15 protein-coding genes are annotated in these 16,731 nt (G+C 73.0%); 8 read left to right on the top strand and 7 right to left on the bottom strand.

Annotated features, from left to right (window positions below):
- Positions 1-498, bottom strand: a 498-nt coding sequence (locus ABZ881_RS27785; protein WP_358488646.1) for a glycosyltransferase family A protein, incomplete at its 3' end; no start/stop codon positions are given.
- A gap of 468 nt (positions 499-966) precedes the next feature.
- Between ABZ881_RS27785 and ABZ881_RS27780 the strand changes: the two genes are divergently transcribed.
- Positions 967-2,259 (top strand): competence/damage-inducible protein A, encoded by a 1,293-nt coding sequence (locus ABZ881_RS27780; protein WP_358488645.1) that lies wholly within the window; start codon positions 967-969, stop codon positions 2,257-2,259.
- Positions 2,260-2,331: 72 nt separating this feature from the next.
- Here ABZ881_RS27780 and ABZ881_RS27775 read toward each other — a convergent pair whose 3' ends face one another.
- Both ABZ881_RS27775 and ABZ881_RS27770 read right to left on the bottom strand, forming a co-directional pair.
- Positions 2,332-2,931, bottom strand: coding sequence for a superoxide dismutase (locus ABZ881_RS27775; RefSeq protein WP_358488644.1), 600 nt, complete (start codon positions 2,929-2,931; stop codon positions 2,332-2,334).
- Between the two features lie 108 nt (positions 2,932-3,039).
- Complete coding sequence (locus ABZ881_RS27770; RefSeq protein WP_358488643.1) at positions 3,040-3,594, bottom strand: DUF1697 domain-containing protein; 555 nt, start codon at positions 3,592-3,594, stop codon at positions 3,040-3,042.
- A gap of 231 nt (positions 3,595-3,825) precedes the next feature.
- On the opposite strand from ABZ881_RS27770, the gene ABZ881_RS27765 reads away from it, so the two are divergent.
- Positions 3,826-5,076, top strand: coding sequence for an FIST N-terminal domain-containing protein (locus ABZ881_RS27765; protein WP_358488642.1), 1,251 nt, complete (start codon positions 3,826-3,828; stop codon positions 5,074-5,076).
- Here ABZ881_RS27765 and ABZ881_RS27760 read toward each other — a convergent pair.
- Positions 5,051-6,199 carry an epoxide hydrolase family protein gene (locus ABZ881_RS27760; protein ID WP_358488641.1) on the bottom strand — a complete coding sequence of 383 codons (1,149 nt, stop codon included), beginning with the start codon at positions 6,197-6,199 and terminating at the stop codon, positions 5,051-5,053. The genes ABZ881_RS27765 and ABZ881_RS27760 overlap by 26 nt on opposite strands.
- 57 nt (positions 6,200-6,256) lie before the next feature.
- Positions 6,257-7,213, bottom strand: coding sequence for an SDR family oxidoreductase (locus ABZ881_RS27755; protein ID WP_358488640.1), 957 nt, complete (start codon positions 7,211-7,213; stop codon positions 6,257-6,259).
- 152 nt (positions 7,214-7,365) lie between these two features.
- Here ABZ881_RS27755 and ABZ881_RS27750 point away from each other — a divergent pair, with 152 nt between their 5' ends.
- Entirely contained in the window at positions 7,366-8,235 is an 870-nt protein-coding gene (locus tag ABZ881_RS27750) for a helix-turn-helix transcriptional regulator (RefSeq protein WP_358488638.1), read from the top strand.
- 6 nt (positions 8,236-8,241) lie between these two features.
- Here ABZ881_RS27750 and ABZ881_RS27745 read toward each other — a convergent pair whose 3' ends face one another.
- The gene (locus ABZ881_RS27745) at positions 8,242-9,015 is read right to left on the bottom strand and encodes an IclR family transcriptional regulator (protein ID WP_358488637.1); all 774 of its coding nucleotides are present in this window, start codon (positions 9,013-9,015) and stop codon (positions 8,242-8,244) included.
- 69 nt (positions 9,016-9,084) lie between these two features.
- Between ABZ881_RS27745 and ABZ881_RS27740 the strand changes: the two genes are divergently transcribed.
- Genes ABZ881_RS27740 through pcaG form a run of 3 tightly spaced genes read left to right on the top strand, consistent with a single transcriptional unit; the run spans position 9,085 to position 11,678 of the window.
- The gene (locus ABZ881_RS27740; RefSeq protein WP_358488636.1) at positions 9,085-10,332 is read left to right on the top strand and encodes a 4-hydroxybenzoate 3-monooxygenase; all 1,248 of its coding nucleotides are present in this window, start codon (positions 9,085-9,087) and stop codon (positions 10,330-10,332) included.
- 39 nt (positions 10,333-10,371) lie between these two features.
- Complete coding sequence (gene pcaH / locus ABZ881_RS27735; RefSeq protein ID WP_358488635.1) at positions 10,372-11,091, top strand: protocatechuate 3,4-dioxygenase subunit beta; 720 nt, start codon at positions 10,372-10,374, stop codon at positions 11,089-11,091.
- The gene (gene pcaG / locus ABZ881_RS27730) at positions 11,088-11,678 is read left to right on the top strand and encodes a protocatechuate 3,4-dioxygenase subunit alpha (RefSeq protein ID WP_358488633.1); all 591 of its coding nucleotides are present in this window, start codon (positions 11,088-11,090) and stop codon (positions 11,676-11,678) included. The genes pcaH and pcaG overlap by 4 nt, the downstream gene beginning before the upstream one ends.
- Before the next feature lie 316 nt (positions 11,679-11,994).
- Here pcaG and ABZ881_RS27725 read toward each other — a convergent pair whose 3' ends face one another.
- Complete coding sequence (locus ABZ881_RS27725; protein ID WP_358488632.1) at positions 11,995-12,453, bottom strand: hypothetical protein; 459 nt, start codon at positions 12,451-12,453, stop codon at positions 11,995-11,997.
- A 1,057-nt stretch (positions 12,454-13,510) separates the two neighbouring features.
- Here ABZ881_RS27725 and ABZ881_RS27720 point away from each other — a divergent pair.
- Positions 13,511-15,928: a glycosyl hydrolase family 65 protein gene (locus tag ABZ881_RS27720; RefSeq protein ID WP_358488630.1), complete on the top strand. Its 2,418-nt coding sequence runs from the start codon at positions 13,511-13,513 to the stop codon at positions 15,926-15,928.
- Between the two features lie 14 nt (positions 15,929-15,942).
- On the top strand, positions 15,943-16,728 hold the full coding sequence (locus tag ABZ881_RS27715) for an HAD-IA family hydrolase (protein WP_358488629.1): 786 nt from the start codon (positions 15,943-15,945) through the stop codon (positions 16,726-16,728).
- Positions 16,729-16,731 lie beyond the last annotated feature (3 nt).

Here is a 16,731-nt window from a genome sequence, read left to right as displayed (position 1 = left end):
GACGATGTCGGTGCGGGCCTCGGCCAGGCCGCGGTTGCGCCCGACCGACGCCCCGCGGCGGGGCTCGCGGACGTAGCGGACCCGCGGCGAGCCGGTCGCCCGGACGGCGTCCCGGGTGAGCTCGTCGTCCGGGTCGTTGTCGACCACGATCACCGACAGCGCCGGATGGTCGGAGGCGAGCACCGCGGCCAGGCAGCGGGCCAGCGAGGCCGGGCGGTTGCGGGTCGCGATCACCACGGTGACCGGGTCCGCCGCGACCGGCGCCGGGGCGATCCGCTCCGGCGGGCCGAGGGTGATCAGGGCGGCCTCCAGGTCGGCGACCGTGGCGCGGCCGGCGCGCAGCGGCACCGTCACCTGACCCTGCGGGGTGCCGCCGACGGTGACCAGCAGCCGGGCGGCGTGGAACCCGGGCCCGACCCGCAGGTCGCGCAGCGGCAGCAGCCGGTCGAGCTCGCCCACCCAGGTCGCGGCGTCCGCGGTCGCACAGTTCCCTGACATGCGACACAGTGTCGTCCCCCGGCGCTGAGACCACACTGAGAGTGGCCGCCGCTGCACCGATCGGAACGCAGCGTCAGCACTGCCGACCGGTTCACCGGTTCCGGTGCACACCGCGGTGTCCGTGCTGGTCCGGACCGCGGACCGGTGATCACCCTCCGGTCAGGTGGGGTGCCCCGGGCCGTTCGGCGCGCCGACGAACGGCCCGGATCACGCGGGGACACGCCGTGCGCCCCGGCTGCTCGGCGTGTCCGGCGCCGGATCGCCGACCCGATCGAGTGATGCCGTCCGCAGATCACGCCAGGGTCGCCGTCGAGCTGCGGTGACGGTGGTCGCGCCAGCCCCGATCGGGTGAACCGATGCTGTCCGTTTCGGTCGACTTCGGATGCTCCTGACCGGTTCGGTCACCGATCCGGCGGCTGCGGCCGTTCGCCGGGCGTGCCCGGCGGCCCCCAGGGGTAGGTTCGGATCATGGCCGAGTCCCGCCCCACCGCGTCCGTGCTGGTCACCGGCAGCGAACTGCTGACCGGCCTCGTCGCCGACGCGAACGGCCCCTTCGTCTCCCGCGCGCTGGGCGATCTCGGGTTCGAGGTGCGCCGGGTGCTGCTGGTCGGGGACCGGTCCGAGGACCTGCGATCCGGCCTGGAGTTCGTCGCCGGGGACGATCTCGTCGTCACCACCGGCGGGCTCGGCCCGACCGCCGACGACCTGACCGCCGAGATCGTCGCCGAGTTCTGCGACGCCCCGATGGCGGTCGACACCGCGCTGCAGGAGCGGATCCACGCCAAGGTCGCCGGCTGGGTCGCCCGGACCGGCTGGGCCGGGCCCGCGCTCGACGATTCGATCGCCAAGCAGGCCCGGGTGCCACGCGGCGCCGCCGTGCTCGAACCGGTCGGCACCGCACCCGGCCTGGCGGTCGCCCGCGCCGGCGGGCCACTGGTCGTCGTCCTGCCGGGTCCGCCGCGCGAGCTCACCGGGATGTGGCCCGCCGCGCTGGCCTCCCCGCCGGTCGCCGAGCTGCTCGCCCGCACCCCGCGGGCGGAGCCGGTGCTGCTGCGCTTCGCCGGGCTGCCCGAGTCCGAGATCGCCGCGACGCTGCGCGCGATCGAGCGCGAGCTGGACACCTCCGGGGTGGAGGTCACGACCTGCCTGCGGCGTTCCGAGCTGGAGGTCGACCTGCACCCGCTGCCCGGCGCCGAGGACACCGCCCGCGAGCTGGCCGGCCGGATCGTGGAAGCCCACCGGCACCGGCTGATCAGCGACGACGGGCGCAGCACCGACGAGCTGCTCGCCGGTGCGCTGCTGGACCGCGGCTGGACGGTTGCGACCGGCGAGTCGTGCACCGGCGGCCTGCTGGCCGGGCGGCTGATCGACCGCGCCGGCTCGTCGGCCTACGTCGCGGGCGGCGTGGTCGCCTACTCGAACGAGGCGAAGACCGCGCAGCTCGGCGTCGATCCGGAGCTGATCGCCGCGCACGGCGCGGTATCGCCGGAGGTCGCCCGGGCGCTGGCCGACGGTGCCCGGGAGCGGTTCGGCGCCGACGTCGGGATCGGGATCACCGGGGTCGCCGGGCCCGGCGGCGGGACCGAGGCCAAGCCGGTCGGCTACGTCTGCTTCTGCGTCACCACCGCCGACGGCCAGGTCCTCGCCCGCGACCCGCAGCTGCCCGGCGGGCGGGCCGACGTCCGGGAGCGGTCGGTGGACCTGGCCATGCACCTGCTGCTGCGGGTCACCGGGGTGACCGGGCCGGGCGCGCACCGCTAGACCGGTGGACGCACGCGTGCCCCGCCCGGAGCGGATCCGGACGGGGCACGCGGCAGCGCTGCGCGACGGGTGTCAGCCCTTCGCGGCGGCGAGGCGCTCGGCGGCGTCCGCCCAGTTGACGACGTTCCACCAGGCCTTCACGTAGTCCGGCTTCACGTTCTTGTACTGCAGGTAGAACGCGTGCTCCCACATGTCGAGCAGCACGATCGGGGTCTGCCCGGCCGGCAGCTGGGACTGCTGGTCGTAGAGCTGGTGGATCAGCAGCTTCCCGCCGAGCTGGTCGTAGCCGAGGATGGCCCAGCCGGAGCCCTGGATGGTGGTGGCGGCGGCGGTGAAGTGGGCCTGGAAGGCGTCGAAGGAGCCGAAGTTCTCGTCGATCGCCGAGGCGAGGTCACCGGTGGGCTTGTCGCCGCCGTCCGGGGACAGGTTCTTCCAGAACGCGGAGTGGTTGACGTGCCCGCCCAGGTTGAACGCGAGGGTCTTCTCCAGGCCGACGATCGCGCCGAAGTCGTTCTTCTCCCGCGCGTCGGCGAGCTTCTCCAGGGTGGCGTTCAGGCCCTGGACGTAGGTGTTGTGGTGCTTGGAGTGGTGCAGCTCCATGATCTCCGGCGCGATGTGCGGGGCGAGCGCGCTGTAGTCGTACGGCAGATCCGGGAGCGTGTACTCGGCCATCGGTTGTCTCCGACCTCCTCGGTGACGGGGCGCGGCGGCTGCCGCGCGGATCTCGTCCACTATGTCTCACGATACGACTACCCGCGACGCCCGGCGCGCACGCATGCATCACCCGAGCAGCTCCAGGAGCTTGCCGACCGTCGCCCAGTTGCGGGTGGTCCCGCCGCCGTCCGGGGCCCCGGAGCGGGTGGCCAGCCGGGCGGCGAGCGTGGACCGCCCCATCCCGTCCGGCAGGTACAGGTGCACGACCCGCCCGACGACGGCGGCGTCCCCCCGCCCGCCGGCGGCCCGCTCGGCGGCCAGCGCGGCGTCCAGCCGCTGCAGGTCGTCGCCGGACGGGGGCGCCGCCCGGAACACCGTGTGCAGCTGGGCCGGTGGCCCGGAACCGGCGAACGGGTTCGACCCGACGACCGCGGCGTACTCGTCCCGGCCGAACACGACCACCGGGCGGGGCACCGCGAAGTCGTCCCGCAGCACCGCCGCCACCGTCGCCGCGATCTCCGCCGGTTCGGCCGGGCTGCCCAGCACCACGTTGCCGGACTGGATCCAGGTGCCGACGTCGGTGAACCCGCGACCGGTCAGCGCGTTGCGCAGGTCGGCCATCGGGACCTTCCCGGTGCCGCCGACGTTGATCCCGCGCAGCAGCGCCACGTGCGTCCGCACGCCTCAGCCCGCCCGCTCGGCGATCCCGGAGTGGGCGGTGCGCAGCTCGTCGGCCGATGCGTCCACCGCGCGGAGGGTAGCGGCACCGCCCGCCCGGCGGCGCGTGATCGGTGCCGGCCCGGCCTGATGGCAGTGCCCGCGGCGCTCCCGTAGCGTCGCGGCGAGCACCGGCGGCAGCCCGTCGCCGGGTGGGAACGAGCGCGCCCGGCGGGCGTCGCGGACGGAGGCGGCATGACACCCCCGGCGACCGGACGACGGGTCGGCGACGGGCTCGCCGTCGGGCCGGATCTCACCGGCGCCGCGGAGGTCGCGACCGCCCAGGCGCTCGGCGCGCTGGACGGGACGCCGCCGGACCTGGTGGTCTTCTTCGTCTGCCCGGGGGCCGGGCCGCAGCTGCCCGCCGAGCAGGTCGAGGCCGCCGGGCTGCGGGTGATGGAGCTGGCCGGCGCGGTCGCCGCGATCGGCGCCACCGCGCACGGGGTGATCGCCGACGCCCGCGGTGTCGAGGGCGAGCCCGCGGTGTCGGTCTGGGCGGCGAGCCTGCCGGGCAGCCGGTTGCGGGCCGTCGCCCCGGTCGCCGAGCGCCGCCCCGGCGCAGGGCCGGACGGCGCCGACGCGATGACCGTGCGCGGCCTGCACAGTCCCGCCACCGACGACTGTGCCGCGATCCTGCTCGCCGACCCGTACGAGTTCCCGATCTCCGGCGTCCTGGACCGGATCAACGACACCCTGCCCGGTTTCCCGGTGATCGGCGGGATGGCCAGCGCCCCGGGCGGGCCCGCGGTGAACCGGCTGTTCGTCGACGGGCGGGTGCACCGGGGCGGCGCGGTCGGTGTGCTGATCGGCGGCGATCCGGCGCCGCGGATCGTGGTCAGCCAGGGCTGCCGGCCGATCGGGCCGCCGATGGTCGTCACCCGGGCCGAGCACAACCGGATCGCCGAGCTGGCCGGCCGCCCGGCGGCCCGCCGGTTGCGCGAGATCGTCGGGGCGCTGCAGCCGGGTGAGCAGCAGCAGGCGCTGCGCGGGCTGCACATCGGCGTCGCCGTCGACGAGCACGCCGGCGAGCTGGGGCGCGGCGACTTCCTGGTCCGGCCGGTACTGGCGGTGAACGCGGAGGAGGGCTCGGTGGTCGCGGGCGACGTCGTCGACGTCGGGACCACCGTGCGCTTCCAGGTCCGCGACGCGATCGGCGCCGCGCAGAACCTCTACGAGCTGCTCGGCCCGGTCCGCCGCTCCGGCCCGGCCGCCGGGGCGCTGCTGTTCTCCTGCAACGGCCGCGGCGCCGGGATGTTCGGCGATCCGGACCACGACGTGCGCGCCGTGCTGACCGGCCTCGACCCGCGGGCCGCCGCCGATCCGGCCCTCGGGCGCCCCGGCCCGGACCGGCCGCGGATCGCCGGGTTCTTCGCCGCCGGGGAGATCGGGCCGATCGGTGGCCGCAACCACCTGCACGGCTTCACCGCGTCGTTGATGGTGGTCTGACGCCGCGGAAGAAGGTGCGCAGCTCCTCGACGTAGGTCTCGGGCTGCTCCAGCGAGGCGAAGTGCCCGCCCACGTCGGGCCGGGAGAAGTGCCGCAGGTCGGTGAACCGGCGCTCCAGCCAGGACCGCGGCAGCTTCACCATCTCGTGCGGGAACTGGGCGACCCCGGTCGGGACGTCGACGTCGTCCATCCGGCGGCGCGCGAAGCTCTCCCAGTACAGCCGCGCCGAGGACGCACCGGCGCCGTTGAGCCAGTACTGCATCACGTTGTCCAGCAGCCGGTCCCGGCTCACCACGTTCTCCGGGTGCCCGGCGCAGTCGGTCCAGTCCCAGAACTTCTCCACGATCCAGGTGCACTGCGCGGCGGGCGAGTCGACCAGCCCGTAGCCGATGGTCTGCGGCCGGGTGGACTGCTCGGCGGAGTAGCCGGCGCCGTAGCGGTCGAAGCTCTTGGAGAACGCGATGTCCGCCTTCTCCTGCTTCGTCAGCGGCAGGTCGAGGTCGTCCGGCTTCGGTGCGAGCGCCATCGTGAGATGGATGCCGTAGAGCATCTCCGGCGCCGCCGTCCCGAGCGCGGAGGTGATCATCGACCCCCAGTCGCCGCCCTGCGCGGCGAACCGCTCGTAGCCGAGCCGGTCCATCAACTGCGCCCACGCCACCGCGATCCGCTCGACGCCCCAGCCCGGTACCGCCGGTTTGCCGGAGAACCCGAAGCCGGGCAGTGTCGGCAGCACGACGTGGAAGGCGTCGGCCGGGTCGGGCGGATCGGTCAGGGCGGGCAGGACGTCCAGGAACTCGACGACCGAGCCCGGCCAGCCGTGCGTGAGCAGCAGCGGCATCGCGCCCGGGTGCGGTGAGCGTGCGTGCACGACGTGCACCTCGACCGCGTCGTCCCCGCCGCCGTCGAGGCCGGTGCGGAACTGCGGCCAGGCGTTGATCTCGGCCTCCACGCGGCGCCAGTCGTAGCGGGTCCGCCAGTAGTCGCAGAGCTCGCGGGCGTAGTCCAGCGGGACGCCCTGGCCCCAGCCCTCGACGGTCGACGGCTCGGGCCAGCGGGTCCGGCCCAGTCGCTCGCGCAGGTCGTCGAGCTCGGCCTCGGGAATCTCGATGCGGAAGTCGCGCACCCCGCCACGGTGGCACGCCGGGGCGCGGGGCGCGGCCTCGGATCGATCACGATGCGGTCAGCGCCGCGCGGGGCCGGGGGTGAGGGGGACGCCGATCAGCTTCTCCGAGGTCTCCCAGATCCGCTGGGCCCCGGCGGCGTCCTCCAGCGTGCTGTAGAGCTTCTGCTCGGCCGGGGCGCCACCGAGGTTGCCCGGCCCGCGCGGCCCGTACAGCCGGCCGCCGCGGGAGTCCGGCGAGGTCGCCGCGAGCAGCGCGGGCAGCCCGGCGGACTCCGCCGTGCCGACCAGGATGCCGCGCCGGGACAGCGCGCCGATGATCCGCCTGCCCACGGTCTGCCGGGCGCGGCCGACCTCCGGGCGCGCGGACAGCAGGTTGGTGGCGGCGACCCCGGGGTGCGACAGGTTGCTGGTGATACCCCAGCCGCCGGCCCGGCTGCGCCGCTCCAGCTCCAGCCCGAACAGCCCGTACGCGATCTTCGACTGGCGGTAGGCGCCCATCCCGTCGTAGGACCGCTCCCAGTTCAGGTCGTCCCAGTTGATCGTCCCGCTGGATGCGGCGATGCTGATCTGCGAGGTCACCCTGGCGTAGCCGGCGCGCAGCAGCGGCAGCAGGTGGGCGACGAGCGCGACGTGCCCGAGGTGGTTGGTGCCGAACTGCAGCTCGAAGCCGTCGGCGGTGGTCTGCCGGTCCGGCGGGGTCATCACGCCGGCGTTGCCGATCAACAGGTGGATCGGGGCGCCCTCGGCGTTCAGCTTCTCGCCCAGCGCCGCCACCGACTCCAGCGAGGACAGGTCCAGCTCGCGCAGGGAGACGTCGGCGCGGGGATGCGCCTGGCGGATGGTGGCGAGTGCCGCCTCGCCCTTGCGCGGGTTGCGGACCGGCAGGACCACCTCGGCGCCCGCCGCGGCGAGCCGGGCGGCGATGCCGAGGCCGACGCCGTCGCTCGCACCGGTGACGACGGCGCGCCGTCCGGTCAGGTCGGGAACGGTGATCTCGGGGGTGCGGCGTGGCATGGGTTCTCCCTGCTCCTCGTGGGCTGTGCCCGGTGGGGTGTGCCATCCACACTGGTCGTGTTGCGCGGGGTTATCCACGGACTGCCGATCCGTGGCTGCGGCGTGCGTCCGGCGGTAGGAACGATTCAGTACCCGAACAGAGGCGGTGGGCCATGATCGACCGGGCCGGGCTGGCGGCGTTCCTGCGGAGCCGCCGGGCGGCGATGCAGCCGGAGGACGTCGGGCTGCCCCGCGGGCGCCGCCGGCGCACCGCGGGGCTGCGCCGGGAGGAGGTCGCGGCGCTCTGCCACATGTCCGCCGACTACTACGCGCGGCTGGAACGGGAGCGCGGGCCGCACCCGTCCGAGCAGATGCTGGCCTCGATCGCGCAGGGCATGCACCTCTCGCTCGACGAGCGGGACCACCTGTTCCGGCTGGCCGGCCAGCACCCGCCGGCCCGCGGGTCCACCAGCGAGCACATCAGCCCCGGGCTGCTGCGGATCCTCGACCGGCTCGCCGACACCCCGGCCGAGATCGTCACCGAGCTGGGGGAGACGCTGCGGCAGACCCCGCTGGGCGTCGCCCTGACCGGCGACGCGGGCCGCTACACCGGCCCGGCCCGCAGCCTCGGCTACCGCTGGTTCACCGATCCGGCGTCGCGGAACATCTACCTGCCGGAGGAGCACGCGCTGATGTCCCGGATGTACGCGTCCGGGCTGCGCGGGGTGGCCGCGCAGCGCGGCCCCGGTTCCCGGGCCGCGCAGTTCGCCGAGCTGCTGCTGACCCGCAGCGCGGAGTTCCGCGAGCTGTGGGAGGCGCACGAGATCGGGGTGTCCCCGCAGGAGGTCAAGCGGCTGGTCCATCCCGAGGTCGGCGTGCTGGAGCTGAACTGCCAGACGTTGCTCGACCCGCACCAGTCGCACCTGCTGTTCGTGTACACGGCCCCGCCGGGCAGCGCGAGCTACGAGAAGCTGCAGCTGCTGTCGGTGCTCGCCGGGCAGTCGCTCGGGCCGTCCGACGCGACCGCCGACCGGCGCCCGTGACCGGGCTCAGCCGCTCCCGGCCGGCCGGCCCAGCGCCCGGCTGATCCCGCGGGCCGCCGCCCGGACGGCGGGCACCCAGGTGTGCGGGTTCGTCCCGTCCGCGGGCACGACGACCGACAGCGCCGCGACGACCGGGCCGTCGCCGGCCCGCACCGGGGCCGCCACCGACAGCGACACCGCCTCGATCTGCCGGTCGGAGACGACGAACCCGCTGGCCCGCGCCCGGGCCAGCAGCGCCCGCACCCCGTCCGGATCGCAGACGGTGTGCGGGGTGAACCGGCGCAGCGGGCGGGCGAGCACCCGCTCGACGTCCTCCGGGTCGGCGTGCGCGAGCAGCGCCAGCCCGACGCCGGTCGCGGTCGAGGGCAGCCGCGATCCCGGCCTGCTGACGATCGAGACGGCGTCCCGGGTGGACAGCCGCTCGACGTAGACGACCTCCGCCGGGTCGTCCTGGTCGAGCACCGCGAGCTGCACGTTGTGCCGGGTGACCTCGTGCAGGTCCTCCAGGAACGGCATCGCGGTCTCGCGCAGCCCGCGGCTGGCCGGGGCGAGGTGCGCGATCTCCCAGAGCCGCAGCCCGATCCGGTAGCGGCCGTCCTCGCCGCGTTCCAGCGCCCGGCCCGCGGTGAGCTCGCCGACCAGCCGGTGCGCCGTGGTCAGCGGCAGCCCTGAGCGGCGCGCGATGTCGCTCAGCGCGAGTGCGGGCGTCGACGCGGTGAAGGCCCCCAGCACGTCGAGCACCCGGGCGGTGACCCCGGACCTGGCCGGACGCGTGCTCATACCGTGCAGTCTTCCGCAGAGCGGAAGCGCGGTCGAGCCGGGTCCGGCGGGTCGGGGACAGTACCGCCCATGACGAGCCCCGCCCCGCGACGACGCGAGACCCGGACCCAGGTCGGCATCATCGGTGCCGGGCCGGCCGGGCTGGTACTGGCCCGGATGCTCGCGCTCGCCGGGATCGACTCGGTCGTCCTGGAGGCCCGCGACCGCGGCTACATCGAGGCCCGGGTCCGCGCCGGCGTCCTGGAGGCACCGTCGGTCGCGCTGCTGCGGGAGCTGGGCGTCGCCGCCCGGCTGGACCGGGAGGGGATGCCGCACACCGGGATCGCGCTGCGGTTCGGCGAGGCCCCCGGCGCGCCCGCGGCCGACCACCGGATCGACTTCGCCGATCTCGTCGGCACCGGGATCACCGTCTACGGGCAGCAGGAGGTCGTGAAGGACCTGCTCGCCGACCGGATCGACGACGCCGGGCTGCCCGTCGAGTTCGAGGTGTCCGGCGTGGCGCTGCACGACCTCACCTCGGATGCGCCGTCGATCACCTACACCGCGGCCGACGGCACCGAGTGCGTGCTGCGCTGCGACGTCGTCGCCGGGTGCGACGGCTTCCACGGCGTCTCCCGGCCCGCCGTCGCGGCGGGCGGGGAGCTGACGGTCGCCGAGCGCGTCTACCCGTTCGGCTGGCTCGGCGTGCTGGCCAGGGCCGCGCCGACCACCGACGAGCTGGTCTACGCCCACCACGACAACGGCTTCGCCCTGTACTCGATGCGCAGTCCCGAGATCACCCGGCTCTACCTGCAGGTCCGCACGGACGCCGACCCGGCGGACTGGCCGGAACGCCGGATCTGGGACGAGCTGCAGACCCGGCTGGCCTGCGACGGGTTCACCCTCAACGAGGGCGAGCTGCTGGAGAAGCCGTCGGTGACACCGATGCGGAGCATGGTCGCGGCGCCGATGCGCCGGGGCAGGCTGTTCCTGGCGGGCGACGCCGCGCACATCGTCCCGCCGACCGGGGCGAAGGGCATGAACCTGGCCATCGCCGACGTCCGGGTGCTCGCCGACGCGATCGCCGGCTTCTACCGGACCGGCTCGGAGACCGGCTTCGACGAGTACTCGGCGACCTGCCTGCGCCGGGTCTGGCGGGCCGAGCACTTCTCCTGGTTCATGACGTCGATGCTGCACCGCTTCGATCCGGACACCGAGGCGGGCGACCCGTTCGGGGTCGGACTGCAGCGTTCCCAGCTGCGCTACACCGCGACCTCCCGTGCCGCGGCGACCAGCCTCGCCGAGAACTACGTCGGCCTGCCGCACGGGGCCCTCTGACCCGGACTCCCACCACGTCCCGCACGAGAGGAATCACCGATGACTCCGCCAGTCCTGCACCCACCGGGCTACCTCCCGGCGCCCGACGGCACGCATCCGCCGCTCGAGTCACCCGGGTACCGGAGCACCGGTCTCCGTGCACCGCAGCAGCAGCCGGTGGTGCTCCCGGACCGGTTGACCGAGGTCACCGGGCCGCTGCTGACCGGACCGGTGCGTCCCGGTGACGACGACCTGACGATCGGTGAGCACGGCGAGGCGCAGGGGCAGCGCATCGTCGTCTTCGGGCGGGTGCTCGACTCCGACGGTCGTCCGCTCCCCGGCACGCTGGTCGAGATCTGGCAGGCCAACGCGGCGGGCCGGTACGCGCACCGGTGGGACAACTGGCCGGCGCCGCTGGACCCGAACTTCACCGGCGGCGGCCGGGTGATCACCGACAAGCTGGGCAACTACTCGTTCACCACGATCAAGCCGGGCGCCTATCCGTGGGGGAACCACCACAACGCGTGGCGGCCGGCGCACATCCACTTCTCGCTGTTCGGACGGGCGTTCACCCAGCGGCTGGTGACCCAGATGTACTTCCCGGACGACCCGCTGTTCGGTCAGGACCCGATCTTCAACTCGGTGCCCGAGCAGGCACGGCACCGCCTGGTGTCGACGTTCGACCTGGATGCCACCCGGCCGGAGTGGGCGCTGGCCTTCCGGTTCGACATCGTCCTGCGCGGCCGGGGACAGACGCCGTTCGAGGAGCCGCACGCATGAGCGCCACGCAGCTGGACCTCACGCCGTCCCAGACCGTCGGCCCGTACCTCTCGCTGGGCCTGCCGTGGCCGGACGGGCCGGACGTCGTCCCGGAGGGGACGCCGGGCGCCGTCGTGATCGGCGGGACGGTCTACGACGGCCAGGGCGCACCCGTCGTCGACGCGGTGATCGAGACCTGGCAGGCGGATCCGGCCGGCCGGTTCGACCATCCCGACGACCCGCGCAGGGCGGCCGCCCGGGAGGGCTCCGAGTACCCCGGTTTCCGCGCGTTCGGGCGGGCCCCGACCGACGACGAGGGCCACTGGAGCGTCCGGACGCTGCTGCCCGGCCCGCTGCCCGGGTTCGGTGACGATCCCGCGCAGGCCCCGCACATCGACGTCTCGGTGTTCGCCAGGGGACTGCTCGACCGGGTCGTCACCCGCATCTACTTCCCGGACTTCGCCGAGGCCAACGCGACCGACCCGGTGCTGGCCGCGGTGCCCGGGGAGCGGCGGCACACGCTGCTCGCGGAGCCCGACGGCGCGGGCCGCTACCGCTTCGACATCCGGCTCCGTGGCGACGGGGAGACGGTCTTCCTGCAGATCTGAGCCGCGTCCGGATGTGACACGACCGGTGGGGTACTCGGCGATGGAATGAGGTGGTCCCTGCGATGACGGGGACCATCCCGTAGCGCGGAGAAGGCCGGTGGACACAGCAGCGATGCCCGGAGCGGGCGACGACGAGCGGACCGAGGGGTGCTCCGTCGCGCGCGTGGCACGCCGGCTGCACCTCCACCTGCTGTTCGTGCAGGTCACGGCACCGCTCCAGCTGTGTCGCCCGGTCGGGTACCGGGCCGCATGACCTGCGGTAGGAGTCGTCACGCGTGCACCACCTCGCGTTGGCGGTCACCTGTCGCCCGTGTCGTCAAGCAGGATGAAAACGCCCACTGTTGACGGTGTCGCAGGAGCGGCCCAGCTTGCGGGCGACCGCGGCCACGGTGGCCTTGTCGATCGCCAAGCGCTGCAACACATACTCCGCGCACGGGCGGGTGGTCGACGCCCTCGCAGGGATCAGCCGGCTGCGGTCGTGGGCGACGACCTCCCGCGCGCAGCCGTCGTGGACACTGGGGTAGTGCGGGACCCGGACTCGTAGCTGCAGCGGGTGCCCGACCACCGGGACGTCAGTGACACGTCGTTCGACGACACGTCGTTCGACGACACGTCGTTCGACGCTGTCGCGGTGGACCCCGACCGGCCCACACACCGGACACGTGTCGGGGCCGTCGGTGAGCAGGTCGCACCACAGCACCGTGGTCTCGTCGTGAACGGCGGCGTCGGTGATCCGTACGCCGAGTTCGACGGTGCGGACGAGCGTGTCGGCCACTCGTTGATGGTGTTCGGCGGAGGAACCTGCATCATCAACTTCTCGAGGCCCACCTCAGCGCAGCGACACGAGCCCACTCTCGCGACCGGTCACGCCCTCACCTGCACTCCATTTCCGGAAGAGCCGGCAATGCCCGCGGGGGTCGGGCCGCGGTGTTGGTGCGTCGCCACCGGAATAGCAGGAATGCTGATATAGCAGATTTTTGTGGAGCAGTGTTGTATATGGCAGATGTTTGAGGCACTATGACTCCACTTCCGCAGTGGTAACGAAGGGGTTACGACGATGTCATCTCCCCCTGCCTGTCAGTGCCCTCCCCTGGTCGCGGTGATCGGGGTATCGAGTGTGGGGAAAGCCGTGGCTGGATCGATGTCTGCAGATCGGCCAGGTCTGCCGACCGCGGATGCTGACGACGTCCGCTCACCGGCCGCCGCCCCGAAGGCGGCCAGGGGGACGTCACTCGACGAGGACGACCGCCGCCCGTGGTCGAAGGCCGTTGCGGCGTGGTCGGCGGATCGTTCGACGACCGGCCGTGCGGTCGGGCGCTCCGCGTTGAGGCGCAACCACCGGGAGATCCTCCGGGACGCTGCGTCGACGGTCACGTCCCTCCACGTGCACGGGGAGCAGAGCGTGACAGCCGACCGGCTGCCGCCCGCGCCGATCGTTCCACGCAGCAGGCCACTCTCGAACCACTCGAGGCTGATGAACCCGGCGTTGTGGCGAATGTGATCAATTCTCCGGTGAGAGTCGTGGATCAGTTCGTGTCCGGGGTGCAGGAGTCGTCGGGCTCGGCGGAGCAAGGAACCGTCGAGCGGGACCAGTCCGCGATCAGGCCGTTCGGGTGCTGGAGGAGTGGACGCCCGGCGCGCGCTGTCTGTGAATGTGCGCAGCGCGTCGCGTACCAGCGGTTCTGCGATGTGTCGTCGTCGCGGCCCCCGGCCGGACGTCGGGTGCTCGCCGGTCGTGGGAGCGATCCCTCGTGGCAGGCACGCGTCCACAGGACCATGTGAAAGGAGATGTCGACGTTGTCGCTGTCAAGCGGGTCGGCCGGGTGGCGACCGTGACCGACGAGCTCGTCTACACGGGGTTCGACCCCGCCGAAGAGGGTCTGCGCGAGGCGCTGACCTCGACCGGGAACGGGTACTTCTGCACGCGCGGCGCGGCCGAGTGGGAGGACGCCGGCGAGGTCCACTACCCGGGCACATACGTCCACGGTGGCTTCAACCGCGAGACCACGATCATGGGTGGACGCCCGGTCCTCAACGAGGACCTGGTCAATCTGCCGAACTGGCTCGTGCTCAAGTTGCGGATCGAAGGTGAGGACGCGATCCGGCTGGAGACGGCCTCGCTGTCGAGCTACCGGCACCGGTACGACGTCCGCAGCGCCGTCGTCGAGCGTGAGCTGCGGTTCAGCGACCAGCAGGGCCGCGAGACGTCGCTGCACAGCCGTCGCTTCGTCAGCATGGCCCACAGCCATCAGGGCGCCATCGAGTGGACGCTCACGGCCCGCAACTGGTCGGGTCGGGTGGAGATCGTCTCCGCACTCGACGGGCGGGTCACGAACGACATGGTGGTGCGGTACCGCGACCTCGAGGGCCGGCACCTGAGCCCGGTGTCACCGCGCACGTTCGGGCCGGAGACCATCGCGCTCAAGTGCATGACCCGCCAGTCGGGCATCTACATCGGACAGGCAGCGCGCACGCGGGTGTTCCGTGGCGGGGAATCGCTCGAGCCACGGCGTGGCCTCTACCAGATGGAGGACTACATCCAGCAGGTGCTCGCGTTCGACGTCGACGAGGGCGTGCCGGTGCGGGTGGAGAAACTCGTCGCACTGTTCACCTCGCACGACAACGCGATCACCGAGCCGCTCTCGGCCGCGGGGCGTCACGTCAACCGCTACCCGGACTTCGCGGAGGCGCTCGCCGAGCACCGGGCGGCCTGGGCGGAGGCATGGGACTTCTGCGACGTGCGTCTGCCGACAGAGCCCCGAACGGAGTTCCTGCTCCGGCTGCACGCCGCGCACCTCTTGCAGGTGGGGTCCTGGCACACCGCACGGCACGACGCGGGGGTGCCTGCCCGCGGCCTGAACGGCGAGGCCTACCGAGGGCACGTGTTCTGGGACGAGCTCTACGTCTACCCGTTCTTCAACTCCCGGCTCCCGGCGGTGACGCGCGGGCTACTCATGTACCGCTACCGTCGGCTGGCCGAGGCAAGGGCGGCCGCGGCGGAGGCAGGCTATCGCGGGGCGATGTTCCCCTGGCAGAGCGGCAGCGACGGGACGGAGGAGACCCAGGTCGTCCACCTGAACCCGCTGTCCGGTCAGTGGGATCCCGACCACAGTCACAACCAGCGCCATGTCAGCGCTGCGATCTTCTACAGCGTCTGGCAGTACTACCAGGCGACCGACGACCTGGAGTTCATCCGGGACTACGGCGCCGAGCTGATGCTCGAGATCGCACGCTTCTGGGCGTCGATCGCGAGGCTGTCGCCGGAGCGGGGTCGCTACGAGATCCATGGTGTGATGGGTCCCGACGAGTTCCACGAGCGCTATCCCGGCGCCGCGGATCCGGGACTGTCCAACAACGCCTACACGAACGTGATGGTCGCCTGGATCGCGCATATCGCCCCGACCGTGCTCGATCTCCTCCCGTCCAGCAGGCGGGCGGCACTGCTCACACGGCTCGGTCTGACGACGGGCGAGCTCGCGCTGTGGCACGACATGGCCCGGCGGATGTTCGTGCCGTTCCACGACGGGGTGATCAGCCAGTTCGAGCGGTACGACCAGCTCGCGGAGCTGGACTGGGAGCGCTACCGCGCGACGTACCGGCGGATCGGGCGGCTGGACCGCATCCTGCGGGCCGAGGGCGACGACCCGGACCGCTATCAGCTGTCCAAGCAGGCCGACACGGTGATGCTCTACTACCTGTTCACCGAGTCGGAACTGCACGAGATCTTCGACCGGCTCGGCTACGCCCACGACGCCGACGTCGCGCGGCGGACGATCGACTACTACGACCGGCGCACATCGCACGGTTCCACGCTGAGTCTCGTCACGTTCGCCGCGGCGCTCGCCGAGCGGAGTCCCGAGGACGCGTGGAACCGGTTCCAGCAGGCGCTGGAGAGTGACGTCGGCGACGTCCAGGGCGGCACCACGAAGGAGGGCATCCACATGGGTGTCATGGCCGGAACGCTGGACCTGGTCCAGCGCGGATTCCTGGGGATCTCCGTCCGGGACGGTGTCCTGCACGTGCGTCCGAGGCTGCTCGAGCGGCTCGAAGGCCTCGTCATGCCGTTCCAGTTCCGCGGCACGTCGCTGCGACTCACGGTGCGCGACGGCCTGCTCGATGTGGCCGCCCTCCCGGAGGGCTTCCGCAACCCGGTCCGCATCGCGGGCCCGGACGGTGCCGTGACGCTGGGCCCAGGAGACCACCACGCGATCGGCCCCGAGCTCGCGACGGCCGGGGGCGCGAACCGATGAGAGGAGACCCGACGGTGCCGAACGGGTTCAGCGGAATGATCTTCGATGTCGACGGGGTGCTGGTCGATTCGCCGCACGAGGTCGCGTGGCGGGAGTCGCTGCGCACGCTGATGAGCGGGGAGTGGGCCGACCTGGCCGGACGGACGTCATGGTCGGTCGACCGGTTCACGCCGCGGACCTACCAGGAGGTGATGAGCGGGAAACCTCGGATGGAGGGCGCACGGGACGCGTTGGCGCACTTCGGTATCCCGGACGCCGACACCCGCGCGGTCCGCTACGCCGAACGCAAGCAGGCCATGGTGGTGGAGCTGATCCACGACGGGCGGTTCCGTGCCTACCCGGACGCGCTGCGGTTCGTGCTCGCTGTGCGGGCCGCCGGCATGCGCATCGCGGCCGCGTCCTCGTCGAAGAACGCCGGGCTGTTCCTCAGCAGGATCCGCCTGGACACGTTCGCGGCGGAGGAGGGGTTCCCCTCCGGGGCGGTCGAAGACGGGACGACCCTGCTCGACGTGTTCGACGTGGACATCTCGGGACGAGACCTCATCAGGGGCAAGCCGGACCCCGAGATCTTCCGGACGGCGGCGGACGAGCTGGGCATCCCGCCTCACGCCTGCGTCGTCGTCGAGGACGCGGTCAGCGGCGTGCAGGCGGCGAAGGCCGCCCGCTGCGCCGCGATCGGGCTGGCCCGGCACGACGACGCGGCGTTGCTCCAGGCCGAGGGAGCGGACCTGGTCGTGACGACCCTCGACGACGTGGATCTCACCGGCCTCGGCCGACTCGAACTGGCCCGCCGAACGTGATGG

Source organism: Pseudonocardia sp. NPDC046786 (genome assembly GCF_040645415.1).
Taxonomy (GTDB): domain Bacteria; phylum Actinomycetota; class Actinomycetes; order Mycobacteriales; family Pseudonocardiaceae; genus Pseudonocardia; species Pseudonocardia kongjuensis.
Note: the sequence above shows the minus strand (reverse complement) of the source record. Positions and strands in the feature narration are given on the sequence as shown.